This window comes from Burkholderia sp. M6-3 (genome assembly GCF_050858985.1).
GTDB classification, from domain to species: domain Bacteria; phylum Pseudomonadota; class Gammaproteobacteria; order Burkholderiales; family Burkholderiaceae; genus Paraburkholderia; species Paraburkholderia caledonica.
The window spans coordinates 2,141,087-2,167,151 of record NZ_CP110091.1 but is presented as its reverse complement, the minus strand read 5'-3'; the positions used below and the strand labels follow the sequence as shown (position 1 = coordinate 2,167,151).

Annotated in this window: 28 protein-coding genes and 2 pseudogenes; 17 read left to right on the top strand and 13 right to left on the bottom strand. The window is 58.4% G+C overall.

The features are described 5' to 3' along the window. Positions 1-1,260: a glycerate kinase type-2 family protein gene (locus OH764_RS27270; protein WP_498851311.1), complete on the bottom strand. Its 1,260-nt coding sequence runs from the start codon at positions 1,258-1,260 to the stop codon at positions 1-3. Positions 1,261-1,572: 312 nt separating this feature from the next. After that, positions 1,573-2,667, bottom strand: coding sequence for an isocitrate/isopropylmalate dehydrogenase family protein (locus tag OH764_RS27265; protein ID WP_498849220.1), 1,095 nt, complete (start codon positions 2,665-2,667; stop codon positions 1,573-1,575). Positions 2,668-2,776: 109 nt separating this feature from the next. On the opposite strand from OH764_RS27265, the gene OH764_RS27260 reads away from it, so the two are divergent. The 7 genes and pseudogenes from OH764_RS27260 (at position 2,777) to OH764_RS27230 (ending at position 9,469) form a co-directional block, all read left to right on the top strand. Further along, complete coding sequence (locus OH764_RS27260) at positions 2,777-3,703, top strand: LysR family transcriptional regulator (protein ID WP_498849219.1); 927 nt, start codon at positions 2,777-2,779, stop codon at positions 3,701-3,703. Positions 3,704-4,007: 304 nt separating this feature from the next. Continuing rightward, positions 4,008-4,814, top strand: coding sequence for an IS5 family transposase (locus OH764_RS27255; RefSeq protein ID WP_498849038.1), 807 nt, complete (start codon positions 4,008-4,010; stop codon positions 4,812-4,814). A gap of 34 nt (positions 4,815-4,848) precedes the next feature. Then, the gene (locus tag OH764_RS27250) at positions 4,849-5,337 is read left to right on the top strand and encodes an SRPBCC family protein (RefSeq protein WP_149669161.1); all 489 of its coding nucleotides are present in this window, start codon (positions 4,849-4,851) and stop codon (positions 5,335-5,337) included. A gap of 484 nt (positions 5,338-5,821) precedes the next feature. After that, positions 5,822-6,130, top strand: a pseudogene (locus OH764_RS27245) (transposase); the annotation flags it as partial. A 46-nt stretch (positions 6,131-6,176) separates the two neighbouring features. Then, a complete protein-coding gene (locus tag OH764_RS27240) occupies positions 6,177-7,202 on the top strand; it encodes an IS110 family RNA-guided transposase (RefSeq protein WP_498848681.1) in 1,026 nt (341 codons plus the stop codon). A gap of 266 nt (positions 7,203-7,468) precedes the next feature. Further along, positions 7,469-8,406, top strand: a pseudogene (locus tag OH764_RS27235) (IS3 family transposase); the annotation flags it as partial. A gap of 730 nt (positions 8,407-9,136) precedes the next feature. Further along, on the top strand, positions 9,137-9,469 hold the full coding sequence (locus OH764_RS27230; RefSeq protein WP_087751469.1) for a hypothetical protein: 333 nt from the start codon (positions 9,137-9,139) through the stop codon (positions 9,467-9,469). A gap of 9 nt (positions 9,470-9,478) precedes the next feature. Here OH764_RS27230 and OH764_RS27225 read toward each other — a convergent pair whose 3' ends face one another. Continuing rightward, positions 9,479-9,697 (bottom strand): hypothetical protein, encoded by a 219-nt coding sequence (locus OH764_RS27225; RefSeq protein ID WP_087751468.1) that lies wholly within the window; start codon positions 9,695-9,697, stop codon positions 9,479-9,481. 55 nt (positions 9,698-9,752) lie between these two features. On the opposite strand from OH764_RS27225, the gene OH764_RS27220 reads away from it, so the two are divergent. Continuing rightward, positions 9,753-9,974, top strand: coding sequence for a hypothetical protein (locus tag OH764_RS27220; protein WP_498849218.1), 222 nt, complete (start codon positions 9,753-9,755; stop codon positions 9,972-9,974). Positions 9,975-10,291: 317 nt separating this feature from the next. Here OH764_RS27220 and OH764_RS27215 read toward each other — a convergent pair whose 3' ends face one another. Beyond that, positions 10,292-10,639, bottom strand: coding sequence for a hypothetical protein (locus OH764_RS27215; protein WP_087751467.1), 348 nt, complete (start codon positions 10,637-10,639; stop codon positions 10,292-10,294). Between the two features lie 332 nt (positions 10,640-10,971). Here OH764_RS27215 and OH764_RS27210 point away from each other — a divergent pair, with 332 nt between their 5' ends. Continuing rightward, positions 10,972-11,598: a tyrosine-type recombinase/integrase gene (locus OH764_RS27210; RefSeq protein ID WP_408471290.1), complete on the top strand. Its 627-nt coding sequence runs from the start codon at positions 10,972-10,974 to the stop codon at positions 11,596-11,598. A 491-nt stretch (positions 11,599-12,089) separates the two neighbouring features. Here the strand turns inward: OH764_RS27210 and OH764_RS27205 are convergent, their stop codons facing one another. Then, the gene (locus tag OH764_RS27205) at positions 12,090-12,260 is read right to left on the bottom strand and encodes a hypothetical protein (RefSeq protein WP_179214121.1); all 171 of its coding nucleotides are present in this window, start codon (positions 12,258-12,260) and stop codon (positions 12,090-12,092) included. A gap of 87 nt (positions 12,261-12,347) precedes the next feature. Continuing rightward, positions 12,348-12,710 carry a hypothetical protein gene (locus OH764_RS27200; RefSeq protein WP_498849217.1) on the bottom strand — a complete coding sequence of 121 codons (363 nt, stop codon included), beginning with the start codon at positions 12,708-12,710 and terminating at the stop codon, positions 12,348-12,350. A 189-nt stretch (positions 12,711-12,899) separates the two neighbouring features. On the opposite strand from OH764_RS27200, the gene OH764_RS27195 reads away from it, so the two are divergent. Then, positions 12,900-13,919, top strand: coding sequence for a helix-turn-helix domain-containing protein (locus OH764_RS27195; RefSeq protein ID WP_498849216.1), 1,020 nt, complete (start codon positions 12,900-12,902; stop codon positions 13,917-13,919). Positions 13,920-14,300: 381 nt separating this feature from the next. After that, complete coding sequence (locus tag OH764_RS27190) at positions 14,301-15,434, top strand: sensor histidine kinase (RefSeq protein ID WP_498849215.1); 1,134 nt, start codon at positions 14,301-14,303, stop codon at positions 15,432-15,434. A 416-nt stretch (positions 15,435-15,850) separates the two neighbouring features. Here the strand turns inward: OH764_RS27190 and OH764_RS27185 are convergent, their stop codons facing one another. The 5 genes from OH764_RS27185 to OH764_RS27165 form a co-directional block, all read right to left on the bottom strand. After that, positions 15,851-16,057: a hypothetical protein gene (locus tag OH764_RS27185; protein WP_087751464.1), complete on the bottom strand. Its 207-nt coding sequence runs from the start codon at positions 16,055-16,057 to the stop codon at positions 15,851-15,853. Positions 16,058-17,072: 1,015 nt separating this feature from the next. Continuing rightward, positions 17,073-17,360: a DUF1488 family protein gene (locus tag OH764_RS27180; RefSeq protein WP_408193031.1), complete on the bottom strand. Its 288-nt coding sequence runs from the start codon at positions 17,358-17,360 to the stop codon at positions 17,073-17,075. 326 nt (positions 17,361-17,686) lie between these two features. After that, a complete protein-coding gene (locus OH764_RS27175) occupies positions 17,687-17,995 on the bottom strand; it encodes a hypothetical protein (RefSeq protein WP_408193029.1) in 309 nt (102 codons plus the stop codon). A gap of 24 nt (positions 17,996-18,019) precedes the next feature. Then, positions 18,020-18,475 (bottom strand): DUF2934 domain-containing protein, encoded by a 456-nt coding sequence (locus tag OH764_RS27170; protein WP_087751460.1) that lies wholly within the window; start codon positions 18,473-18,475, stop codon positions 18,020-18,022. A 579-nt stretch (positions 18,476-19,054) separates the two neighbouring features. Continuing rightward, positions 19,055-19,291 carry a hypothetical protein gene (locus OH764_RS27165; protein WP_087751458.1) on the bottom strand — a complete coding sequence of 79 codons (237 nt, stop codon included), beginning with the start codon at positions 19,289-19,291 and terminating at the stop codon, positions 19,055-19,057. Positions 19,292-19,703: 412 nt separating this feature from the next. On the opposite strand from OH764_RS27165, the gene OH764_RS27160 reads away from it, so the two are divergent. From OH764_RS27160 to OH764_RS27150, 3 genes are all read left to right on the top strand, one after another. Continuing rightward, positions 19,704-19,976, top strand: a complete 273-nt coding sequence (locus OH764_RS27160) for a hypothetical protein (RefSeq protein ID WP_087751457.1) — start codon at positions 19,704-19,706, stop codon at positions 19,974-19,976. A 39-nt stretch (positions 19,977-20,015) separates the two neighbouring features. After that, the gene (locus tag OH764_RS27155) at positions 20,016-20,429 is read left to right on the top strand and encodes a type II toxin-antitoxin system HicB family antitoxin (RefSeq protein ID WP_498849214.1); all 414 of its coding nucleotides are present in this window, start codon (positions 20,016-20,018) and stop codon (positions 20,427-20,429) included. Between the two features lie 158 nt (positions 20,430-20,587). Beyond that, entirely contained in the window at positions 20,588-20,794 is a 207-nt protein-coding gene (locus OH764_RS27150; protein WP_087751455.1) for a hypothetical protein, read from the top strand. 606 nt (positions 20,795-21,400) lie between these two features. Here OH764_RS27150 and OH764_RS27145 read toward each other — a convergent pair. Then, entirely contained in the window at positions 21,401-21,718 is a 318-nt protein-coding gene (locus OH764_RS27145) for a hypothetical protein (RefSeq protein WP_087751454.1), read from the bottom strand. Positions 21,719-22,338: 620 nt separating this feature from the next. On the opposite strand from OH764_RS27145, the gene OH764_RS27140 reads away from it, so the two are divergent. The 3 genes from OH764_RS27140 to OH764_RS27130 all read left to right on the top strand — a co-directional run bounded on the left by OH764_RS27140 (position 22,339) and on the right by OH764_RS27130 (position 24,354). Beyond that, positions 22,339-23,151: a GNAT family N-acetyltransferase gene (locus OH764_RS27140; protein WP_498849213.1), complete on the top strand. Its 813-nt coding sequence runs from the start codon at positions 22,339-22,341 to the stop codon at positions 23,149-23,151. Between the two features lie 343 nt (positions 23,152-23,494). Further along, entirely contained in the window at positions 23,495-23,848 is a 354-nt protein-coding gene (locus OH764_RS27135; RefSeq protein WP_020067568.1) for a DUF1428 domain-containing protein, read from the top strand. Between the two features lie 128 nt (positions 23,849-23,976). After that, a complete protein-coding gene (locus tag OH764_RS27130; RefSeq protein WP_498849212.1) occupies positions 23,977-24,354 on the top strand; it encodes a nuclear transport factor 2 family protein in 378 nt (125 codons plus the stop codon). 87 nt (positions 24,355-24,441) lie between these two features. On the opposite strand, the gene OH764_RS27125 is transcribed toward OH764_RS27130, so the two are convergent. Then, on the bottom strand, positions 24,442-26,058 hold the full coding sequence (locus OH764_RS27125) for a long-chain fatty acid--CoA ligase (RefSeq protein WP_498849211.1): 1,617 nt from the start codon (positions 26,056-26,058) through the stop codon (positions 24,442-24,444). Positions 26,059-26,065: the final 7 nt, after the last annotated feature.

Sequence of the window (26,065 nt, the reverse complement as noted above, 5' to 3'; positions counted from 1 at the left end):
TTATCTACTCCCTGAAAGATCGCCGTGCTGAGCGGCAATGAAAATGGCACGAAAATCGTTGACGTTGGTCAGCGTCGGCCCGGTGATGACCGAGTCGCCAAGCGCCTGAAAAAAGCCGTGTGCGTCGTTGTCTTCGAGACGCTCGGTTGGCCGGATGCCGCGATCCCGGGCGCGCGCCAGGGTGTCGGGCCTGAGCAATGCGCCAGCGATCTCCTCCTGGCCGTCAACGCCGTCCGTATCACCCGCAATAGCAAAAACACCGGGTTCACCATTCAGCGCGACCGCAAGCGAGAGCAGGAATTCAACGTTGCGACCGCCGCGGCCGGTCCCGCGGATGGTGACCGTGGTTTCACCGCCGGACAGCAGGATGCAGGGCGTTAAGAAGGGCTGGCCGCGTCGGCTAACCTGCTTCGCGATGCCGGCCATCACAGCACCTACGTCACGGGCTTCACCCTCGATTGCGTCACCGAGGATGTACGCTTGAATTCCTGCCGCGCGTGAGCGCGTTGCTGCGGCTTCGAGAGCGAGTTGAGGCGTAGCAATCAGGTGAGTCTCGATGTTGGGCAAGCGCGGGTCATCGGGCTTCAGAGTTTCTGTGCGATTGCTTTCCAGTAGATCGATGACGGCGGGGGATGCACAAATTTCGTAGCGTCGCAGCACTGCTAACGCATCCGCGCAAGTCGTCGTATCCGGCACGGTCGGCCCCGATGCGATATCGCTTGCGGCGTCGGCGGGCACGTCGGAGATGATCAGGTTGACGACGCGGGCCGGGTAGCAGGCCGCAGCAAGGCGACCACCCTTGATTGCCGAGAGGTGTCTGCGGACACAGTTCATTTCGGAGATGGTCGCGCCGCTGGATAGCAAGGCCTGGTTGATTTCCTGCTTATCCTGCAGCGTCAGGCCTTCAGCCGGTAACGGCAACAGCGAAGATCCACCTCCTGAGATGAGACAGAGAACGAGGTCGTCGGCTGTCAGTCCCGAGACAAGCTGCAACATTCGCCCAGCCGCTTTCAGCCCATTCTCATCGGGAACCGGATGAGCCGCTTCGACAATTTCGATTCGCTCGCACGCAACGGCGTATCCGTAACGTGTGACGACAAGACCCTCGATTTGGCCCGTCCAGTGATCTTCGACAGCCTTTGCCATGGCGGCCGACGCTTTGCCTGCGCCAATGACAATTGTTCGCCCGCGAGGCGGAGTCGGAAGGAAGTCGGGCACACGTAGTGCCGGCTGTGCAGTCGCGATAGCGGCCCCGAACATGTCTTGCAGCAGACAATCGATATCCCGTTCGCTGCGCGTGTCGATGTCCGCCGACGACTTTAAGTGGGTGGCCGTTTTCATGTCTGTTCTCGTGTGGTCGCACAAGCCGGAACAGAGATGAACGGTGCGAGATTGAGGGGAGTGAACATCTTGTCTCCTGCGTTGTATTTGTCGCGTAAGGACGAGTTCAGCCGACCGCGCAGCGCAGCGGCGATGTCTTTATGTCAGGTGTTTAGTCCGCGCTTTTCGACCGAACCCACCGGCGGGTGGGCTCGCGGTCCGAGATTTGCAAGTACGCGGATGTGTTTGTGCTTATGCAGCGTTGCCGCTAGGGACGGCAGCTTTCTCGATCAGCGAACAAACAGCGGCCGTCACTTGCGCCGTCGTGGCTGTGCCGCCGAGATCACGTGTATGCAAGGACGTGTCGGCGGTGACCGCCTCGACTGCCTGCATCACGCGCCTGGCAGCGTCGCCTTCGCCAAGGTGCTCGAGCAACATGACGACGGACCAGAAGGTGCCGACCGGATTTGCCAGCCCCTTACCCATGATGTCAAACGCCGAGCCATGGATCGGCTCAAACATGGACGGAAAGCGCCGCTCCGGATCGATATTGCCAGTCGGGGCGATGCCGAGGCTGCCGGCGAGTGCAGCGGCGAGATCACTGAGAATGTCGGCATGCAGGTTGGTAGCGACGATCGTGTCGAGTGTCGCGGGACGGTTGATCATGCGGGCGGTCGATGCGTCCACCAGTTCCTTGTCCCATGTGACGTCCGGGAATTCCTTCGAGATTTCGAGTGCGATCTCGTCCCACATCACCATTGCGTGCCGTTGCGCGTTGCTCTTGGTAATGACGGTCAACAGTTTTCGTGGTCGCGATTGCGCGAGACGGAACGCGAAACGCATGATGCGCTCGACGCCAGCGCGGGTCAGGATCGACACATCGGTTGCCGCTTCAATTGGATGTCCCTGATGGACGCGGCCGCCTACGCCGGAATATTCGCCTTCTGAATTTTCGCGGACGATGACCCAGTTCAGGTCTTCCGGTTTGCAGCGCTTGAGCGGCCCGTCGATGCCCGGCAGGATGCGCGTCGGACGGACGTTGGCATATTGATCGAGGCCCTGGCAGATCTTGAGACGCAAACCCCACAACGTAATGTGGTCGGGAATGTCCGGGTCACCGGCCGAGCCGAACAGGATCGCGTCCTTGTCGCGGATCGAGTCGAGGCCGTCCTCGGGCATCATGACACCATGCTTGCGGTAGTAGTCGCCGCCCCAGTCGAAGTTTTCGAATTCAAATGCGAACGACTTCGTCGTCTTTGCGAGTGCCTGGAGCACCTGCGCGCCTGCGGGTACGACTTCCTTGCCGATGCCGTCGCCGGGGATGGTTGCGATGCGATAGGTCTTCATGTCTCCGTCCTTCAGGTGTTGTGGGTGTGAATGAACTTTACCCATCTCCAGAGACAAAAACCGGTGCTAAACTCAAAGTATCTTTAACTTGGATTCATAGGTGGAGGCCATGCTCGACACCGTCCAGCCGTCCGATCTGAGTTTCTTCTCGACCCTCGCCGCGTCAGGCAGTCTGAGCGCGGCGGCACGGGAACTTGGCCTGACGCCGCCGGCCGTAAGCAAGCATTTAACCCAGATGGAGAGTCGTGCGGGCGTTGCCCTGATCAACCGCACGACACGCCGGATGATGCTCACGCCAGAGGGCGAGTTGTACCTCGAGCACGCGCGTCGAATCCTCGACGAGATTGACGAACTGGCCGAACTGCTGGGTACCGCGAAGAAAAGTCCAAAGGGACTGCTGCGGGTGAACGCGACGCTCGGTTTTGGGCGCAGCCATGTGGCGCCCGCGATTTCGCGCTTTGTCGCGACATATCCGCAGGTGTCGGTGCAACTTCAACTGTCCGTGACGCCTCCGCCGCTGACGGACGATGCATTCGACGTCTGCATCCGCTTCGGCGAGCCGCCCGATACGCGCGTGGTCGCGCGCCGTCTTGCGGCGAACCGGCGCTTGCTGTGTGCCGCACCTTCGTATATCGCGTCACGCGGGCTGCCGATGACCGCGCACGACTTGACCCGACACAACTGCATCGGCATCCGTCAGGGCGACGAAGCCTATGGCGTGTGGCGTCTGACTTCGGGAAGGGGCTCGTCGCGAAAAACCGAGGCTGTGCGTATCAATGGCACGCTGACAACGAACGATGGAGAGATCGCCGTAAAGTGGGCTCTTGAAGGACACGGCATCCTGATGCGGGCCGAGTGGGACATCAAACATTATCTGGCTGACGGTTCTTTGGTCGTCGTGCTACCCGATCACGATACGCCGAACGCCGATATATTCGCCGTGTATTCGCAACGACATCAGATGTCAAATCGAATCCGCGCGTTTGTCGATTTTATTGCGCAGGATCTTCGTGACGAAGCGCACGAATCCGGGTAACGGCATCGGCAGCACGGTATTGAAAGCGGACCCTCTCCGCGAGCACTATGACCGTCTGCATCGGGTCGACATGAGGCGGTCGCGTCAGGCAGCACTAGGCCGGGTTTGGATGAAGCTCGCGGCCGTCGGCCCTCGTGCACAGACCGGCTGTCTCTGTCCTGCGTTTTGTTGCAGATAGCTCGAACGAGGTATCGAGGGGTGGAAACGCGGTGCTGTTTCGCCGGTGATGGCAAGTGCAATGAGCGTCTGACAAAATCTCTAGACGGTGTTATGAACTTTCGGCCAGACCTGGTATCCTGGCCGGATGAAAAAACGCAGACCCTATCCAACGGATGTGTCGGATGAAGAGTGGTACTTCGCTGCTCCGTACCTGACCTTGATGAGCAAAGACGCACCACAACGCAGATACGAATTGCGCGAAATGTTCAACGCTTTGCGCTGGATTGTCCGCGCGGGTGCGCCGTGGCGTCTGCTGCCCAATGACTTTCCGCCGTGGGAGACGGTCTATCAGCAGACGCAACGCTGGATTCAGGCGGGCTGTTTCGAAGCCATGGTCCATGACCTGCGCTCGATCATCCGGGTGGCGCAGGATCGTCGAGGTCAGCCCAGTGCAGTGATCCTTGATGGCCGGACGCTGCAATCGACGTGCGAGAGCGGACCGCGTGCAGGCTATGACGGGTACAAACGCAAGAAAGGCAGCAAGGTGCACATCGCGGTTGATACCTTGGGACAACTGCTCGCAGTGCATGTGACGCCAGCCAACGAACAGGAGCGCGCACAGGTTGGAGAACTGGCGCGGCAGGTCCAGCAGGTCACGGGGCAGACGGTCAAGGTAGCATTTGCAGATCAGGGGTACACCGGCGAAGAGCCCGCGCAGGCGGCACTCGACGAGGGCATTGAGCTTCAGGTCATCAAGCTGTCGGAGGCGAAAAAAGGCTTTGTACTGTTGCCACGTCGCTGGGTCGTCGAGCGCAGCTTTGGCTGGCTCAACCGCTTCCGCCGATTGGCCAGGGATTACGAGCGACTGCCCGAAACCTTGGCTGGCTTGCACTTTGTCGTGTTCTCCGTGCTTATGCTTGTTCACTTCGCATCCCTTAACAAAAGTGCATAACACCGTCTAGAAAAATACTAAGAACGGAGGCAGCTTGCGGACGGTCGAATACCGCTTTTCCACCATTTGGCGCATCGATGCGCCAGTGCAGGAAGTTTGGGCGGCAATCCAGGATTCGGCGCGCTGGCCCGAGTGGTGGAATAACGTCGAGCGCGTGGACCAGCTCGAGGCTGGTTCCGATCAGGGCGTGGGCGTCGTGCAACGCTATACGTGGAAAGGCTGGTTGCCCTATCGCCTCGTGTTCGATATGCGGGTGACGCGCGTCGACCCGTTGGTCGCGCTCGAGGGGGAAGCCAGTGGCGACGTTGAAGGGGCCGGTCGGTGGAGCTTTTCGACCGTCGGGCGTAACCTTACCGTGGTCCGCTATGACTGGTGCGTGCATACGAACCGCGCCTGGATGAATGCATTGGCGCCGTTGTTGCGACCGGTTTTCCAGTGGAACCACGATGCAGTGATGCGCGAAGGCGGCGCGGCGCTAGCGCGGCGGCTGGACGCGCGGCTGCTTGGCATCGAGCATGGATGAAGCCAGCGCGGCAATGGATTGAACGCTCTGCAACGTCTCCCTTACCTCGATGGTACTTCTTGGCCTCGAGGCAGATGGTGCGCTTGAGATAGTGGAGCACACTGCGTTTGAACCCGGGCGACGCCGGATGCGATGAACCATCGGTCGCTGTGCGGCCAGGAACTGCCGCTCGATGGAGGTGGTGCGACGACGCTCGAAAGTCCGGTTCGCCTTCGATAGCGGCTAACCGGAGCGTCACCGAGGCTGCCTGAAAGTAACGTCATTACGCCAGTCGTGATAAGCAGTCAGACCAGGTCACGGCAGAGCAACCTACTTCAGATGCGATTCGGCCAGATCATGTGCCAACCCTTCGGCAAAGGAAAGTGCCTCTGCCTCGGTCCCGAAAAGCACTACGCCGCCACTCGTGCTCACTTCCGGTGGTGGGCCGGCCCCCGCGAAAACCGGACACGAGGTAACGCTTAAACTTTGAGGTAGTCTTACGCCTATGTTTAAGCCCAGCTCTAACGTGGAACCGATTGAAGTTCTGACCCAGCCCGAACAGCGCCGCCGGCGCTCTGTCGATGAGAAGCTCGCGATAGTGCGCGAGACCTTCGAGCCCGGAGCAAGCGTTTCCGGAGTTGCCCGTCGTCATCAGGTGAATGCAAACCAGGTGTTCGCCTGGCGCAAGCTCTATCAGGACGGAAGCCTGTCAGCAGTCAGTGCTGGCGAGCAGGTTGTGCCTGCATCCGACCTGGCCGAAGCGATGAAGCAGATTCGTGAACTCCAGCGACTGCTGGGCAAAAATGGTATGGACGCCTCCTCATCGCATAATTGAGGCCTCGTCCTACCGGAGAGCGCAAATGGAACCGACAGTCGTGGGCGTAGACATCGCCAAGCGGGTTTTCCAGCTGCACTGGATAGTTACAGATACCGGCGAGGTGTTCGACAGACAGCTTCGTCGTACCGAGTTTCTGGAGCACTTTGCTAATCGCGAACGATGCCTTGTTGGGATGGAGGCTTGTGGAGGTTCACAGCACTGGGCACGTCGTCTCATTGAGCTCGGGCACGAGGTCAAGCTGATGCCCGGCAAGCTGGTGAAGGCGTTCGTGACAGGAAACAAGAATGACGTAGCTGATGCGCGTGCCATCTGGGCAGCAGCAAAACACCCGGGTGTGAGGGCCGTGCCGGTTAAGACTGAAGCCCAGCAGGCCGTTCTTGCGTTGCATCGAATGCGGCAGCAGCTCGTTATATTCCGACGCTCCCAGTCCAACTGTCTGAGGGGTTTGCTGGGAGAGTACGGAGAAGTGATGGGCGTTGGGCGTGCGGCAATGAACCGGGCCATGCCAGACGTCCTGCAGCGTCTCGATTCGCGCCTGCCACGGGTATTGATAGATTCTCTTCGAGAGCAATGGCAGCGGCTAGTCGATATCGACAAGCAGATTGCTGTCATTGAGCAGCGACTACGTGCATGGTTACGTGAGAACCCGGCCTGCAGGGCAATCGCAGAAATCCCGGGCGTGGGATTCCTCACTGCTACTGCCGCTGTCGCTTCCATGGGCGACCCGAAAGCCTTCCGGTCCGGGCGGGAATTCGCGGCGTGGCTGGGGCTTGTTCCCGCGCAGTTCGGAACTGGTGGCAAGGTCCGCCTGCTTGGCATCAGTAAGCGAGGAGACCGATATCTGCGGACCCTTATGATTCACGGTGCCCGCTCCGTCATGAAACATGCGAAAGACCCAGGTTCGTGGGCCGTGCAATTAAGCATGCGTCGTCCGCTCAATGTCGTAGTCGTTGCGATGGCAAACAAAATTGCCCGAACTATATGGGCGCTGCTGGCCCACGGTCGTTCATACAGCGCTAGCTACCCACCGCCCGTCGCGGCGACTTGACCCACCACCGTACCACGTCGTTCTGATTCTCAACTCTATCGTTCAAGGTTGCGCAAGGTGACGTTGCAATGGTAAACAGGTAAGACCGAGACTCATCAAACCTGCATCGTCTTCCGGACGTCATGGTCCGTGGCAAAAATGAGGATTGAGTCAGCGGATTCCATTGGGGCCAGCGGGCATCGACCTGCACGGGCCGAATATAAAACCGCAGCCTGCATCTGTTCGACAACGCAACAAGTCCTTGGCAAGCCGGAGGCGTCCATATAAAGACGATGGAAGTGGAAATCCTCCGCGAAGCAGTGGAGTACGGCCGGGCAAAAAAATTGATTGCGCGCTCACCATTGCTGCCGGGGGACGACCGATGAAGACGGTCTGCGAAGTCCTGGGTGTGTCGCGCTCGAATCTCGCGGTGAAATCAAAGCGCGACGCTGAATGGGTCGACAGGCGTAAGACGCCCGCCCGTGACGACATGCCGCTCGTCGCGGAGCTCCAGGAGTTGGTCGCTGATTTGCCAACTTACGGCTACCGGCGCGCCTGGGCCCTGCTACGGCGAAACCGCGACGCACAGGGGCAGCCTCGCGTTAATGCAAAACGGGTTTATCGGGTTATGCATACCTACGGCCTGCTGCTCGAACGCCGCCCGCGCCATGCCCAGTCAACGCGCCGACACGACGGCAGGGTCGCGGTGGACCGGAGCAATGCGCGCTGGTGCTCGGACGGCTTCGAATTCCGTTGTGATGACGGCTCGCCGCTGCGCGTCATCTTTGCACTCGACTGCTGCGACCGGGAGGCCATGAGCTGGGCTGCGACCACTGGAGGCTATACCGGAGACATGGTGCGCGATGTGATGCTTCAGGCTGTAGAAAACCGTTTCGATGGTGCGCTGAAAGCCGACAACGAAATCGAATGGCTCAGCGACAACGGTTCCTGCTACCTGGCCGAGGACACGCTGACGTTCTCGAAAAAAGTGGGCCTGAAACCCATCACGACGCCGGTCAGAAGTCCGCAGAGCAACGGCATGGCCGAGAGCTTCGTCAAAACGATGAAGAGAGACTACGTCTCGTGGATGCCCAAGCCGGACGCGAGAACCGCGTTGCAGAACCTGGCCATCGCGTTTGACCACTACAACGAGTCGCATCCGCACAGCGCCCTGAAATACTGCTCGCCACGCGAGTTTCGCCAGCGAGCAAATTCACCAACCTAAGCGTGACCGCATGTCCGGTCATGCGGGGGCAAGTCCAGGTGGAGACTTGCCGTGATCATTTGCACAATCTGTGTCGCCCAGCTCTCGCCAATTGGAACCGCTCGAAATGTGCACTCGATGTTGCCGACCCAAAATCGGTTCGGGTTCATGCCACCCCCTCGCTTCCAGGTATCGTAGCACGGTGACTTTCGTAGTTAGTCACACGGTATTACAGGGGACGACAGCTTAGGGTCGCGAAGTGCCGGTCCCCTCGCATAACCACCGCCTAGGGAGACCGGTCTTGCTGGCTACCACCGCCGACCCGGACAGTCCAAACAATTTCGTGCGTTGGAGTCCAGCTAAGCGCGCTCTAGTCCAGCTAATTCCGTTTCCCGGCAAGTGCGAATCAGCCATAGGCTTGTGTCTCGCCATATACTGTACATCCATACAGGGTGTACACCACGCCTCATTTCGACCCATACGGGAATCCGCGCACCCTGCATCGGGTGCGAGCACTTCGCGGAGTACCGCGCCGGCGGCTCGATCGTTCTATGCATGTACGGCGGTCGCCCGCAGGTCAACGCCCAACCAGAACAAGGCTGCGTGCACTGGGTCCGCGGGATCGGCTCGGATGACGAAAAGAAGAAGGCAAAGCGACGGGCGTAGAGTATGCTCGAAAGCTAGGCCCCTGCGCGACCGTCCGCTGAAGATTTCGTCAGGCTGTTCGAACTCTAAACCCGCCTGACATTCAATGCAGCCAAAAGCCAAGGTCGAACTGCTCTGCTACCTGGTCGTAGCGCAATTGATCGCTCGCGCGCGCACAGGCGATTGGTTAAGGACTGACCACTTCGTCGAGTCTCTGCACATATGGCTCTACGCCAATAGCGCAGAGGTAGACTGGCTTGAGCGAATGCACTTCAAGTGTGTCTCGGAAATCGTGGCGTCGGACTTCGGCAACCTGCCGCACTTCGCCAATGAACACAAGCTTGCGGAACTGTTCACGGACAGCTGGAGGCTCGACTACGAATCTCCAGTTGTCCGCAGCATCTCTGCCGCGTGCGACCGCGAGCTGCGGGACATATAAGTGCACGGACTACTGCTCGATATACATCCGCCATTCCGGGAACTGCTCGAAGAAGCTTTCGCTGACGTAGGCAGCGTACAGCACAGGCGAACTATCGTTGGCCGGGCCGCCGGTTTCACTGACGACGGTCAGGCCAGGATCAACGCCACTCGATGCTGCCCAGGCGGTAAGGTCGTCGGCAAGGTCGCTCGTTTCCTCGCGCGGCAGTCGCAATCTGGTCGGCTTCATACATTTCCTTCAACGTGTGGACTACAGTGTATCCATCGACCGTCGGAATTCAACCATGAACAAGGACCGCCCCGATGGCCCCGATCATCCCCTGTATGACCAGATAATGGTGCACACCTCGACGGTGCGCATCGTGCGTCGGATGCGAGGAAAGAAGAACCCTGAGGACGTGCCTTTCGGCTCACCAGAATGGGACATCGTCAGTGCTGAATTCACACTCGATGTGTTTGAGGCGATGGTCGGCGATCCAGGCAGCCTCAGACCCAGCGACCTCTAAGCGAGAAGCGGGGTTTCTAGCCGCCGACCAGGGCAGCCGAGCAGCAACGCGCCTAGGCATACAAACGCCATGGTGAGACACACGATGCCGGCGGCCAAGTTGTCGTACGGATATTTCGTGAGATCCCCGATTCGTTAGCTAGCAAGAGCAGGATGGACCGAAATGGCGCACTGTTGCGGATGGTCAGACATGGAAAAGCCCGCTCGCATCAGTGGGCCACCGTCACGCCCCCCAATACACTAAGCAAACCTGTAGCCCAAGGAAAGAACTACTGCCGGTGTAAGGAAGCAAGACGCTTTCGACAGGCGGTGGCTTGCTCAACCTTCCTTTGGCCGTTGCTGCGACTTCTTGCTACTAGCTGCGTTGTCTGTCTGCCGCAGCGCCGCGTTTGCCGTGACGAGCAGCGCTGCATCGTGTTCACGCAGCACCGCGTCAACTGCGTCGAAGGCGTTCTTTAGCTCCTTCTGCCCCGTCTTCGTTGCATTGCTGCCTTCCAGAATGGCATCTGCTTCCTTCTTCAACCGCCTTACGAGTTTCGCAGCAAACCGGCTGTCGAGCGACCTGTTCTGCACAAACTCCTTGATCTGTATTGTCAGTGCCGCCAACGCCTGTTCAGTTGTTTCGTTCGAGTCGCTGGCATCGACAGAAGCCGATTTCTTCCCCATCAGAATTCTCCAAAGAATATTACTCTCGACGAGCAGCGGCGAAGAGCACGCGTACATTTGCGAATCGGATGCCTAAGAGTATCACCCTCTTGCGTCGGCGATCGCTGCCTCCGGTTTGTGTGGACCTCGTACCTCGACGAATCCGTGAACTGAAGTTCACCAGTCACGCGCGCCCGGGATTTAACCAGCAAGTGGTGGGAGTTTTCCTAAGGGCGTTAACGGTCTGACTTCGGTCGTTCGGTCTTGAGCAGGCCGAAAGTCCGTTCGGGGTTGAACAGCGACCGCTGGCGTGAGCGCAAGATTGATCTCCCTTCATCGAAGAGGAGGTTGCCATGGAAGCGCTTAATTGTTCGCCCGCTCGTCGGGTGCCGTGGAATAAGGGGAGGCTGACCGGACAGAAGCCTCCGTTGAAGCTTCGTGAGATCTGGGCGATTCGGACAAGGCTCCACATGTCATCCAACGCTCGCGAGTTGGCGATGTTCAACCTTGCGATCGACAGTAAGCTTCGAGCGTGCGATTTGACACGCTTGCAAGTGCAGGACGTCTCCATGGGAGGTCATGTCGTAGCTCGCGCGACTTTCATGCAGCAGAAAACGCATCGACCAGTGCAGTTCGAAATCACGGAGCAGACTCGTCAAAGTGTCTCTGCCTGGATTTCGGCACGGGGGTTAAAGCCTGCCGACTATTTGTTTCCAAGTCGACTGCATGCCTCAGCGCATGTGTCGACGCGCCAATATGCGCGCATCGTTCATCGTTGGGTCGCGTCAATCGGGCTTGACGACACCGCGTACGGTACGCACACCATGCGACGAACGAAAGCGTCGTTGATCTATCGACGCACTAAGAACTTGCGCGCGGTCCAATTGCTCTTGGGCCATACAAAAATAGAAAGCACCGTGCGATACCTCGGGATTGAGGTTGACGATGCTCTCGAAATGGCGGAGCAAACCGAAGTGTGATCACCGGTGGCCGGCGAGCGTGCGCTTGTCGGCCATGAGCGGCGGTTCGGCAGGCGTCTTTTAATGTCCGTTGAGCGACGCTTAGCTGCCCGCCAATGGTTGCGACTCCAAGTCCGGGATGTGGGCTGTCCCCATTCGTCCAAGCCACAGCACGGTTTCAATGCGTTCGATCGGGCAATCTGCAATCACAGTGTCAACTCGTCGCGGTTCGACGCACTTGGCAGCGGAGGACGTTGAATAGAAAGTATGGAGGATCAGGTTATCACCATGTGGGAACCCGCGAACTGCTCGGCATCGCCATCCGCGCCGCGCAGACGTGAATTGAAGAAAACGGGGCTCGATTCTGGAAGACACCGGGGGTCATCGGCGCGTCCGACGCGGCGCGCGGTGACGGACCTTAAAGTGCGGCCCATGCCACACAGCGCTAGCTGACCAAGGTCTTGCGCCTGGTTATCGCGTCTGTAAAGAAGGCTGCCCTCTGCCAGGAAACCTCACGCATCACCCAAACAATACAAACCGATCATGAACAGGATCGTCAGAACGGCAGCGACGGTCGTCCCCGCCAGGATGAGCCAGTCGCTGAAAGTCGAAATGGCAAAGATACGGGTGAAGTGGCGCTTGCCGTTACCGCCCGATCTGGCTTCCCTACCTTGATCTGCCATCTGCGATTTACTTAGCGCTGCGGAGCAATGTTGTTGATACTGGAGGGCTCAGCTACCTCCAGTCACCGGAGTTCGGGAAGAGCTTTCTCAGGTCCCGGACGGCTTGAGCTCGGTGATGGCCGTTTCCAGAGCCTGTACAGGATCGACGTCCAGGCCGGGAAACGTCACCCGTATCACCTGGGTGAGTTGGGCGACGCATTGACGTGCTTCGATTGGAGCGTTCAGCTCGAGGACCTCCAGCAGCATGACGAATACTGGCAGGAAAGCGTCAGACACCGGCGTCGCCCTGGCGTGCTCGCGCAGATAAGCGGAATAGCCGAACAAATGACGAATGAATTCAATCCGACGCGCTGAGAACTGGTCGTCGTCCATAGGCTCGGACGCAACAGTTAGCGGATCTACGGAGTCGTGCCCATGCGGCAGCCGCACGTACGATGTCAAATCGTTCAAGCGAAGACTCCGGTTATAACGGAAGGCAATGTCGAGGGGGTGGGGACGTTTCATTCGTTGTCCGCACGCGATGTGCTATAACGCCCGAATACACTTTACGTCGTAGTTTGCGGAGTTTGTATCGCGGCAGTATTTCATACCACCATACTCGCGTCAAACTCATTTGACAAACCCTTTCGCCCTTACTGAATGACATTCGATTGGCATGCGCTGTACGACGACGTGAAACGGTTCGGCGAGTTTGGCAGCGATGCACAATTGGCCGAGAGCCTGGGACTCACACGCGCGCAGATTTCGGCGTGGCGCACGGGCAAAAGCGATCTGGGAACGCTTACCAAACTCAAAATCCTCGACGCGCTCGGGCATGACACGTTGCGTTCGGCTGTGCTCAGCCTGTTGCCAGAACAGAACCGGAAGGAACTGGAGCGGCAACACATCAATCTGACTGCGCGGGTGTCGCGTGGCATGCAGGCAAGGGATTTGGGTCGCAACTCGTTGTACGACGGGGAGCCGGTGCAGGACGAAAACCAGTTGCTTGCAGGTCTGCCCGCGGAAGAACGGGCGCGCATCTTGCCGAACCTGTCTCCCGTCGCCATGTCTCTCGGAAAGGTCGTATATGAACCGGGGGATCGCCTGACGCACGTTTATCTGCCCACCACAGCAATTATCTCCCTGCTTCATGTGATGGAAAACGGGCAGTCAGCCGAGATTGCGGTCGTCGGTAAAGATGGAATTCTTGGCGTAGCGCTCTTTATGGGCGGGGACACGATCTCCAATCGTGCCGTCGTGCAAAGCGCGGGTAAAGCCTATAGGCTGAGCGCCCAGTTCGCCGTCGAGGAGTTTGCGCGCGGGGGCTATGTCCAGCGTCTGTTTCTGCGTTACACGCAGGCACTCATTACTCAGATGGCCCAGACTGCAGTCTGCAACCGGCATCATTCGATCGCACAACAGTTTTGCCGATGGCTGTTGCTGAGTCTGGATCGCCTTCAGAGCAACGAGTTGCAGATGACGCAGGACCTGGTAGCGAATATGCTGGGTGTGCGGCGTGCCAGCGTGACCGAGGTGGCGCAACAACTCCAGGCGAGCGGCGCGATTCGTTATAACCGTGGACGGATAGAAGTGATCGACCGCTCCTCGCTCGAGTCTCACGTTTGCGAGTGCTACGGTGTCGTGCGCCGCGAATGCGAACGGCTTTTCCGCAACCTCTGAAGCGGCGACGAACCCCAAAGAATAACCCCTGCATCACACGCCCGTGCGCAGTTATCCATGCGCAGCTTTTTCTATCGGCGCTAGCGCCGCACGGCTGAGAAGCCGTTTTCATTCCTCCTCTCAGTCGCAGCATTGCGTCGGAACGCCCTGACGAGCCGTACGACAGCGTACCGACAACCACGGCGATCCTCAGGATAATCGTCTAGCGTTTGGCTGATGCCGGCGCGTGTGTTTCCAAAGGCCGCGGCAAACGCTGCGGCTTCTTTTTCTTCAAGGGATCGCGATTGATGCGACAAAGACATATCGCCAAATGCGAACGCGCCTGAAAGCGTCGGCATGCCATTTTGTAAAAGCCGGGCTCGGGCGCTCTGGGGGTGTTTCATGATGCATGTTTTTCTCGCAACCAATCGCGATGCGTTGATAGAACGGTGCCGCGCGAAGGTGGCTCAGAGGCCGGCGCGTCAGGCTACGGCGCAACAACTGCAAAATGGCATCCCGCTTTTCCTGGATCAGCTCATCAGGACCCTCAGGACGGAGCAGACGTCGCAGCCCATGGACAGTCGCAAGATTTCGGGTCCCTCGGGCGGAGGAGCGTCCCAATCTGAAATCGGTAAGTCAGCGGCAGAGCACGGACGGACGTTACTGACACTCGGCTTCTCGGTCGATCAGGTCGTTCACGACTACGGCGACCTGTGCCAGGCGATCACGGACCTCGCGTTTGAGCGCGATGCTCCATTTCTGACAGACGAATTTCGCACGCTCAACCGATGCCTGGACAATGCCATTGCCGATGCGGTCACTGAATTCAGCTATCAACGCGATTTTGCCATCGCGGATCGTCAAGCTATCGAAATGCATCAAAGGCTCGGGTCCTTCGCGCACGAACTGCGTAACTTCCTGCAAACCGCAACACTGGCATTCACAGCCGCAAAAACCGGAAATCTGAACCTGTCCGGAGCTACTGGCGCAGTTCTGGAGCGTAGCCTGGACGGATTGCGCGATCTGATCAGTCACTCGCTGGACGAGGTTCGAAAGGCAAGCGGGATTTCAGGGCAATCCGGACTGTTCTCTGTCACTGATTTCATAGCTGAAGTGAAGTATGCCGCTGACCTTGCGGCTAAGGTTCGCGGTTGCGCGCTCACGGTTTCGGCGGTGGATGCACGGCTTGCCATTAGCGGAGACCGTGATCAGCTCTATTCGGCATTAGCAAATCTGCTGCAAAACGCCTTCAAATTCACACGTCCTCACACAGAGGTGACGTTGGAAGCTTATGCGCTGTCTGACCGGATCCTGATCGACGTCAAGGATCATTGCGGTGGTCTGCCGCCCGGAGATGCAGAAAGAATGTTTGTGCCGTTTCCCCAGAACAGCGAGGACAGGACAGGCTTGGGACTAGGTCTTGCCATATCGCGGCGTAACGTGGAAGCAAATGCGGGTACTCTCAGCGTCCGCGACCTACCGGGCGTCGGCTGCGTCTTCACCATTACCCTACCGCGATTCGCTTTTGGAGGGTGATGAGTATGTCCAACTGTTGTTCGTCACACAAGAAGCGCGGGAAATCGGCAGACTGACAGGCGCCCAGGACTTTGAATCTTTAATTTGCTGTGCGTTAAAGCGATTTAGGGCGCGTGAATGGAACCTATGGCCGCGCGCCCTTTTGTTGGTCGCGAAGATCCAGAAATGGTGGCACGTTACGCAGTCTTCTTCTGTACCAGTGCAGTAACCGTAACCGGCCTCATATCGCAATCAAAATAAGCGGGTGGATCGATGTGCACCGGATTCGATCACCCTTTCGGGAAGCCAGCTTCAATGCCGGTCATTTCGCCGCCATCAACGTCGCGGTGCAGGAGTGGCGGAGTGGCGGAATGGGGTCTACTCCCAATGGCGGCGGCCCAAGTGATTTCCGCCCGCATCGCATCGACGAGGCCCTATCACTCCTTCCCCCCACCGTTGATCCCGCTTCCACTTCGCCATACCTGCTTGCCACGCTCGGAGAGCTCGCCGCAACTATGCCCCGCGTCGGCCTCCGTTCCTTCTATCGCCATTTCGCCGCCGGCCTGTTCCTGTGCCTTTTGCTTCTGCATGTGCCGCGCTGCCACTGCTTCATCGTGCGACTTGCCTGCGTAATTCATGGTCATTTCGCCACTCCTCCAAAAAGTAGTCTTTGCAACTCTCCATCTGCCGAGCGCGTGTCATTTCTGGAGCGACAATCCCAATTGCTTGCGTAGCCTGTCCAATACATGGTTGTCAGCCATCCAACGGATTTCCCGCTTGCGCAGAAGGCTACGCCTGTACCGCTGCAGCGACACGCCGAACATCAGCGCCAGGCCAACCACGATTCCCCAAATTGCGTACGTCATATCGTCCTTTCAATCTATTCCCGCTTTACATCAGGCGATAGACCGCACGATAGAGAAATAGCACGCGCGCGGCCCAGCGTTTCGAAAAATCATCTTCAACCACTCAGTGCTTATGGGGCAACCACTCCTTTATCGGATGCGCGTCTAGCCGACGGGTAACCGGCTCGTCCTTGCGTCCTTGCCTGTCCCGTGCCGCGGCGAATATCGCGACGCATAGCAGCACCACGATCCCCACTACAAAACTGATCATGGTCTGGTTGATGGCAACCCTCTTCGAGGTCGCACGCACGCTTATATTTTAGGTGGACAGAGAAATCGCAGGAGCCATCTTCGTTCAACGCTCCCTGTTTCGCGTGCGAACCGCGCAGCTTCATGGTGCGAGCCATGTTTTCTCGGTGGCGGCCGCTGGCGCCTCATCCACGTCAGAAACAATCCGGAGACGGTGGCGAGCCGGCACATGCCCGGGCGCTGCACCATGCGGGCCGGCGCGAACCCTCGGTACGAGTCTAATTGCAGGTGGGGCGTTGGCCCACTACGGCGTCGAATCCATGCTCGCTTCGCCATCCGGCCGGAACGATGGCACGCATGACCGCTGCACCTGCGACACTGCCATTGAGGAGGCGCCTGGAAGGCCGATTCAGGCTACCTTGCTCTTGAACGCAGCACAGGCGATAGTGGCACTTCTTATCGCTGTCAGAAGCCAACCGGCGTTGCCCCTTTTAGAGGAGGACAGGGCGCTCCGCGAGGCCGCGAACTGACAGATCAGGAAGCATTGTCGCGGCAGAGCGGTAGCTCATGAAATCGAATACCGATTCTGTGGCCCGGCGACATACTGCTTGTTGGCGAGTTGGAGGACCTTTTCACGGAACTCGTCGAAGGCGCCAAGCACCGAGCGCTCGTCGGTTCCAAGACCAGGCTGCAGAGTTCTGAGCAACGTGTCGTCGACCATGAAGGTGATTTCACGCGAATTGTCATACCCCCAGAAACACACGCAATGTCGGGCGGTATCGTAGCTACGGCTGGGGTTGGGAAAGTTAAGCACCGCGATCAGCTTTTTCCGTACACGGCCGAGTACCGCCATTTAGTGGCGTTGGAGTCAATCGTGGCGTAACTGGCGCGTCTTTTCTCCGCTCTCGCAGCGTCCGCAGTGCCGAGTATGTGGGCACGTGCCCTGCGTTCTACGGCGTCTGGACTCTCGCTGCGAATTGCACCCGACGTACGTTTAATTTGCGATTGCATGATAGCGTCCTGAAGCTGTAGGCCACGAATGGGCGGCCGGTATCCTCACTGTATACCCTTTAACGCGCCATAACGTCTTTATCTACCTGGGCTGGTTGAGGTTCAGTTTCGGTTATGCAGGCGCTGATTCCTGGACGGTGACAAATGGCCATAGGTCTGAAGATTTTTTCAGAAGCTGATCCGCAAGGTGAATAGCATGAGCCGATCAGGTATCGTCGGGGCCGTACTGGTCACCGGTAACAGCAACATGAAATTCCTGAGTTCGATGCTTCCGTCAATGCTGTTGGTATCAGGCATCTCAGGCATTAGACGGACCGTCGGCGCAAATACGCGCAGGCCGCTCCGGGCTTCTGAGCGGAAGCGTATCGCAAATTCGGATATCGGTGGTTCAGCGAAGCGGAAGTCGATCCGCTCGACCAGGTCGGCCTGGTCGAGGCTGATGTCGCCAATGCTTGCCGTTAACCATCCTGTACGCACCGGACATTCCGGGCCCGGCAAGAATCACTGAGCCTGGAAATCGACAAGCCGACGCCAATATTCGTCCTGTCGCCCTTCGGGACTTCCTTCCTGCTGCCACAGAACATAGGCCCGCTCCCGAAGATGCTGGTCGAGAGCGCGATGCCAGTACTCGTCCGCGCGCCCATCAGGGCATCCCTCTTTCTCCCAGAGCAGATACGCGCGTTCCCGAACAGCCTGGTCCAAACCCAGTTTCGTTTCTGAATTTTTCTCCAGGTCATCGCCGTATGGAGCCATCTGACCGCCCCGACCCGTGTGCAGCCTGGCTGTCAGAGTGCAGAGCTCAGCGTCCGGGACAAGTCGGCTGTGCGCTGCCGCTTCCAGCGCCTTCGCCTGGAATTCGGCGTCGCCGGGGACATTGCTCGACTCGCCCAGCGTAATCGGGTACGTGTGCAGCACGGTGCCGCTACTATCTATGACGTCAACCAGTCGTTCGCTCATGGCTGTCTTCCTGTGTTTGTCGTTTGATGAGGGGGCCCATAGCTGACCACCGGACCTGTCAGCCAGGCAGAGGCCAAAACCGGCCGGCGCGATCCGAGCATGCGGACGCGCTAGCTCGCCGTCACGAACCGGCGAGCAGCTCGCTGCCAGGCAACCCCATGACCAGTTACAAACAGGCCTCGGAGAATGTGCGGCGAACCGTTTGCCACGGATACACTGCCAACGAAACCGTTGTCCTCACTCTGCGTTGGGAGCGAGCAAGCGATCCTGCCTGCTGGGCCAAGGGCACCGACTGCGCCGTCTTCATGCTGTCGCAGGCCGGCGAGATGACCGACGAGATGCCGGCGCAAAGCGCATCAAGGGTTATACCCGCCGTAAAATCGTCGGGAGAGATCTTTCGGGCTCCTTTGTGTCGGGCGCAGACGGTCTTGTTGTCGGGATGCATGCCGCGGTGCAGACGCTTCCGATGACCTGTGTGACTTCAACGGAACCCGGCTTGGTCCAAGTATAAGCATAGCGCTGGCCGACGCCGACCTCGCAGCTTTTTTGCCGATACAGAGTCAGGAAACAAAAGCGGAATCAGTCGACCGGCCCGAGTAACACGTCGATTGCGGCTTGACCTGCAATTTCAGCCACCAGGTAGGCCCATCGCTCGGTAAAAGGGCCGTTGCGCAACCTTACGCGGCCTCCCCGCGCGCCGAGCACTTCGAGGTTGGTACCGCCTTTGATCAGAAAAGTCACGTCAAACGTTTGCTCTGCAGCCGGAGTCAATTCGACGTGAATCTCGAAGCCGCGGTATGTGATGATTCGCTGCATGGAAGCCTCCCCTCTGTCGACGGAGACTAACATGTGACCCATTTCAGATGTTACTGCCGGAACGAGAATGTATCCCTTTGCGCCGGTCCTTCCAGCGTCGCTGTTGCCGAGTCGAGCGCCAGTCGCGTGGTTACCGTCGATGGCCGCGCGCAAACGGTGTAAGCGGTACCCGACTTTGCGTAGGCGATTGTGGTGTGCGGCTCACGTGCAGCAGCAGAACCGCGTGCATGAGCAGGTCGTCTTTGCGATGCCAGTACGACGCAAGCCGTCACATTCACCACGTCACGATTTAGTTTGCTTTTCGATGGCATTGAGCGCATGGTGAAAACATCCAGATGACCTGACCGTCCTTATTCGCATCCGGACAGGCATGGCTTCATGACGGTCGGTATAGCTTAAGGAGCGCGCCATCATGACCATCCCCACCATCGAATACAGAGGGTACGAGCTACGTGCGTACTCTCACCAGGTATTCCCGCTGCACCGTGACCCGTATGCCAAAGGTCCGCGCCAGTTCTCATCCGTCGTGCGAATCGACACCATTCCCTTCAGCGAGGTCAAGGCCCGGCGCTTCGCAACGTTGTTCGACGCGGGAAGTCCAACCAGCGCGGGCGACGCCATCGAGGTCGCGATGCAATACGGCAAAGACATCGTCGATGGCAAGGTTGAGGCGACCCGACTCTGACACATCGAATGTCAGTCCAAGGCTTGAGTGGAGCAGGTCATGCAATATCCGCTTTATGTGCACCGTGATGGAGCTGCCGGCTTTCGTGCCAGTTTTCCGGATCTTCCCCGAGCAGTTGCGCGTGGCCATTCGTTCGATGAACTGAAACGCATGGCACAGGAGGTTGTCGAACTGATGTATAACCGCAGCGAGCAACTCATACCCGCTCCCACCTGCAGTACATCGGAACTGCAATCGCTCGACATGGACGATGGGCAAGGAATCTGGATTTTCATCGAGATCAATCTGATGCGGGTTACCTCGAAAGCCGTGAGCGTCCAGTTCAGTCTGCCCGAGAGTCTGCTGCAGAGAGTAGATGCTGCAACAAAAGAGCGACACTCGACGCGCTCTACGTTCTTTACGCTGGCTGCTATACACGAACTTGGAAACCGAGACGAAGGGCAATTGTCCTAGGTGCCGTTTTTTCCCGTGGGTATTCGCCGACGGCTTACATCCCACGCCGCGAGCGCGTCAGTGTCCAAAACCCTTACGATGTGTCGCGTCGTCCCGGCTATCGGGGGCGACGCCAACCGCCTGTTGGCGAACCAGTTTTTCCATAGCAGGAGTGCATCATGATTGATGACCAGGTAAATGCCGAAGAACTGGCAGAAAGCAGGAAGCAGAGAGAAGCCGCGGCGAATGCGACGGATGATGGCATGCCGGTGGCCCCCGAAGATGAAGGGCGGGCCGTCGACAAGACTCAGTACAGACGGCCGAAGCAATGGGTCAGGCACGCAAGGAAATTGCTGGGTGCTGGAAGCGGCTTTGTGCGACCCTGAACGTGGAAGAATCGGCGAAGAGCCGGTTTTTTCCGGTGACGCGTGCATCGTCCCGGTAGGAGAATCATAAAAGGGCTCTGATGTCAGGTCTGCTGGCGCAGACATAACAAGAACGGGTACGGTTCCATACCGCCATCCAGTTCGAGGCCGAATGAATTTCGACGTGAAGCCGTGGGCGACCGTGGCGCTGCGCCGACTTCAAAAACTCGTGGCCGTCCCAGGTTAGCCGCCAGTCGCTACCCATCGAGCGGACGAGATCTGCGTCGGCCAGCACGTTCAACTGATACCACACACCCCGGTTCGGAACATCGAACGCATCCTTGAGCGCGCTTTCCCTCCTCGAGAGTCTTCAATGTTGCGAGTGCAAGATGCATATCGCCTTTCACGATCTCCTCCTGATGCAGATAGGACGTACATCGAAAGGATGTCTCAGGGGAGCAGGCCCCGAAGTAAACGGCAAGGACCCTCTTCTCGCCGTTGGGGGACGCTGATTGCAAAGATGAACGGCGGAGCCGCAGTCGATGTGTTTCCGGGTTCCCAACAGGCTCATGCCACGGGCCGAACGCGTAGGTTAATTCACCGCCAGTCGCGAGCACTGCCTGCGACTCAACGCTTCGGTCCCCTCATACCCTCGGTTTCCATCGCAGCATTCCGCTCTTCGCAGGCTTCAATGGGTTCCATGGTCTCGTCGATGGAAGCTGTCGCGCGTTCTGTGGCCGCCTTCGTTTCGTCGACGGTGGAACCGAGTCCTCCATCGTCGTCGCCCGGGGGCTCGAGCATGTCTCGAAGCATGGCATCCAACTCCGGAGTGTCCCACGGCACGCCATGCTGCCCTTTCTTCTTTATGTAGTGCCTGACTTCCGCGTCCTGCTCCGGCGTCAGGGGAAGACCGCGAAATGTGCTCTGGGGGGTGGAGTCGGTCATGGCACTGCTCCGGAATTTATCCCATTTTGAGTGTAGCGCTGTTTTGGCCAACGAGCCTCAACTATCGGTCTGCGCATGGACTGATCCGTCCATTCGCATCGCCTCGTCCAGCGGGCGGACGTTGCTATCGGCACAGATAGAGCCCGGGCGCTTTCCGCAATTGCTGCTGATAGCGGCACTGTGCAAACAATCGTCGGACGGGACAACGTCACGCGATGACGTGGTTCAGCGCCGGGGCCTTCCGCAAAGTCGACATTGGTGAGCGAGTAGCAACCGTGTACGGCGGCCGGGAACAGCCGAGGGACAGGCCACCCAAGCGGATTTCCGGGATGTCTGCTCACGCCTGTGAGCGGACAACTGCGAGTTGGACGTTGGATGTCGCTTCAGGGTCGCGTCATGCCTTTGCACGAAGTACGCGCTTAGGGCGCGCGTTGAGCACGGTCGTGGGATGCAGTGCGGCCAATTTCGGCCGGTCGACACGGCCGAGTAGATCGCTGACAATCGCAACCGTGGAGCTGGATTTCGACGAGACCGTCAGCACATTGTGATCCGCCTTGACCGAACAATCGATACGCATAAAAGCAAGGAACGATTTGCGTTCATTGTTGACGATACTAAGAATGCAACAATTCCCCGACAGCCTTGGCCTCGCCACGGATCTGTTGCTGCACACGGAAATCGGGGTGGTCGAGTCACGCGGTGACTATATCGTCGTCCGCACACCCGACGCGCCCGAATACTTTTTCGGCAACATGCTGGTCTTGCAGCAGCGACCCTCAGTAAGTGACCTGAAATCGCTGGAGCATGACTTCGGCCACCTCATCGGCACACCACCGCTCATTGCACACCGGACATTTGCTTGGCCGGAAAGCGCCGACAGCGTTGTGTCCCTCGATGCATTCGTGGAACGAGGCTACGACGCGACCGTCTGTCGGGTGCTGGTAGCCCGCCCTGATGAGATACACCCAGTCGCGACCAATTCATTTGTCAAGGTACGCGCGTTTGCCATGCAAAAGGAATGGGACGATTGGTCCCGAATGCAACTCGCCGACATGCAAGATCCGACGTGCATTACCTCGCAGCGCTACGTGGCGCATCAACAGAGGGCTTACAGGAGCCTGATCGAACGCGGCATGGGAAACTGGTGGGGGGCCTTTATCGGGGATGAGCAGGTAGGAAGTCTTGGATTGTTCTTTCTTGACGGCATTGGGCGGTTCCAGACAGTTATAACTGCGGCACAGCATCGAAACCGAAATGTTTGCAAAACCTTGATGACCGAGGTTATCAGCCTGGCCGCCGCGCGTTCGGACCGGCTTGTCATAGTTGCAGATGAAACCTACCATGCCGGAGCAATATACGAGGCAATGGGTTTCCGGCAGCAAGGGTGCATAGCCAGCTTGTGTCAGGAGCCGCGCAATGCAACAGCGCGTTGAGTCCATCCAGATTAATTTTAAACCCGACGGTACCTGGTAAAGTTTGACTATGAACAGTCATTCCGCGTGGCTGCCAACATCGGCGCACTCTGCAGCCTGACCATTCGCTGACGTTGATCTACATATTTTGTTCTGACTGCGTTGCGCACTTTTGAGAAGTTGGGAAGTCCGCACGCCGCTCCCCCGCAAGCGTAGGTTTTAGACGACATCGAAATATCTCGTGAGCTTTGTCGATTTCCTCAAGCGTCGTTCGTCGTGCGTATAGGGCGGCAAGATTGCGGCAATGCGGTCCTGACGCCGGTTTTGCGCCCCTATTCATTATCAACGCCAACGGAGATCGTTCATGACTTACGTAGATGGATTTGTCGCCGCGGTGCCCACGGCCAATCGTGAAACGTACCGGAAGCATGCCGAATCGGCAGCGGCCGTCTTCAAGGAGCACGGCGCATTGAAGGTAGTCGAGTGCTGGGGAGACGATGTCCCGGAAGGGAAGGTGACGTCTTTTCCGATGGCGGTCAAACGGCAGCATGACGAGGCGGTGGTGTTCTCCTGGGTTGTTTGGCCCTCGCGACAGGCACGAGACGACGGAATGAAAGCGGTGATGGCTGACCCACGGCTGCAGCCTGACACGAATCCGATGCCTTTCGACGGCAAGCGGCTGATCTACGGCGGGTTTGAAGTGATCGTGGACGCATGAGGAGCCAAAGGAGGTGGCGCCGGTCGACAATGGCCAGAAGCTTGCGATTCACCTGAATTTCCTGCAGGACCACCTGCAGGAACAGGCTGTTGAGGCGCTTCTTGAAACATTCAATGGAGACGACGTATATGCAGCAAGATCCTGCCGACATCGCCCGTGCGAGTTATCTCGCCTATGTACGTAAGGACCGCGCCGCCATCGAGGCTCTGATCGGCGAAGACTTCCATTTCACCAGCCCTCTGGATAACCGCCTGGATCGCAACACCTACTTCATGCGTTGTTGGCCCAACAGCGAGACGATCACCGACATTCAGTTCGTCGATGTCGTTGTTCATGGCGAACAGGTCTTCGTCGTTTACGAAGGAACGAGTGTTCGCAATCGACGATTCCGCAATACGGAGAGGCTAACCGTCCGCGGTGGCAAGATCGTCGAGGCAGAGGTCTATTTCGGCTGGTCCCTTCCGCACGACGCGCCCGATGGCGGATCTGTGAAGTCAGGCGCCTAGCAATGCGGCCGTCCCAGATCGCTTCGCCAAGATTGCCGGCTGACCGCTGCGCGGTCTGCATGGATCGTTGGGCCGTGTCGAAGCACGTCACTGTCTGAGGCGCCTCCGAAGCGTGGCCTTGACGACCTTGCCTGTGGCGGTATGGGGCAAATCGTCGACAAAGTGGATGTCATCCGGGACCCACCAACGAGCGACACGCGTGCCGAGATGAGACAGCAGCCCTTCTCTAGAAGGTGCTGTTCCCGGGCGAAGTACCACGAAAAGCACCGGACGTTCGCCCCATCGCTCGTCATCGCGGGCGACAGCGGCCGCTTCGTAGACGTCGGGATGGGACATCGCGGCATTTTCGAGCGTAACGGAACTGATCCACTCACCGCCCGACTTGATCACGTCCTTGGCACGATCGACGATTTCAACTGTTCCGGCTGCCTCGATCGTCGCAATATCGCCGGTTTCAAACCATCCGTCATTGGCTCTATCTGCGCTTTCCAGCGGGAGGTCGAAATAGGAAGATGCAACCCATGGGCCTCGGACCTGCAGGCGCCCGGAAGTAGTGCCATCGTGCGGCAATACTCGGCCGTCATCGTTGAGGAGCCGCGTCTCGACTCCAAACAGTGGCTTGCCTTGCTTCAGTCGTCGATGGGGCGACATGATTTCCCCCGCCGCCGTCGATGCGGGCACTGGGCAGCGATTGGCCAGGCCTACAGGGCTGGTCTCCGTCATGCCCCATGCATGGACGACGTCAACCCCCTGTTTGTGGAAACGCTCGGCCATGATCTGAGGACATGCAGCGCCTCCGATCGCGACGCGTTCCAACGGGGCGATCTCACCCTTGTTGTTGTCAATCCAGTCCAGCAACGAGCCCCAGACGGTCGGCACGCCCGCAGTGAACGTGACCTTCTCGGTTGTAATAAGCCAGTACAGGCTAGCCGCATCGAGTTTTTGCCCAGGGAGAACGAGCCGCGCACCGACCATCGGCGCGGCATGCGGTAACCCCCAGCCATTGACGTGAAACATAGGCACAACCGGCATGACAGTCGTGCACTCGCCCAGGTTGAAGGCATCTGGCGCACAGACCGCCAACGCATGAAGCACAGTCGAGCGGTGGCTATAGAGCACGCCCTTAGGATCGCCAGTCGTGCCGGACGTGTAGCAGAGGCCGGCCGCGTCGGTCTCATCCAGCCGCGGCCAGTCGAACGTGCTGTTATGCGCCGCGATGACTTCCTCGTAACACTCGAAACCCTCAGCGATGGCCTCCGGCGGCATGGCGCTCGCCGAACACATAACGATGACTCGCTCTACGGACTGAAGGCGCTGCCGCACACCCGCTACCAGTCCAACGAAGCTGGGATCCACGAACAACAAACGGTCACCGGCGTGGTTGACGATATAGACGATCTGATCCGGGAACAGTCGCGGATTGATGGTGTGACAGACGAAACCCGCACCCGAGACACCGTAATAAATCTCCAGATGCCTATGGTCATTCCAACCGAGCGTTCCAACGCGGTCTCCGCGTTGCAATCTCCAGGAGGCGAGTGCATTGGCAAGCTTGCTACTGCGTTCGTAGACCTCGGCATAGTTCGTTCGATGCAGCAACCCGTCGCTTATCCGCGAGACAATTTCCGTAGATCCGTGACAGGCTGCCGCATGACGAATGATCGAAGAGATAAGGAGCGGTTGGTCCATCATCGTAGAGCGCATTTGCTGT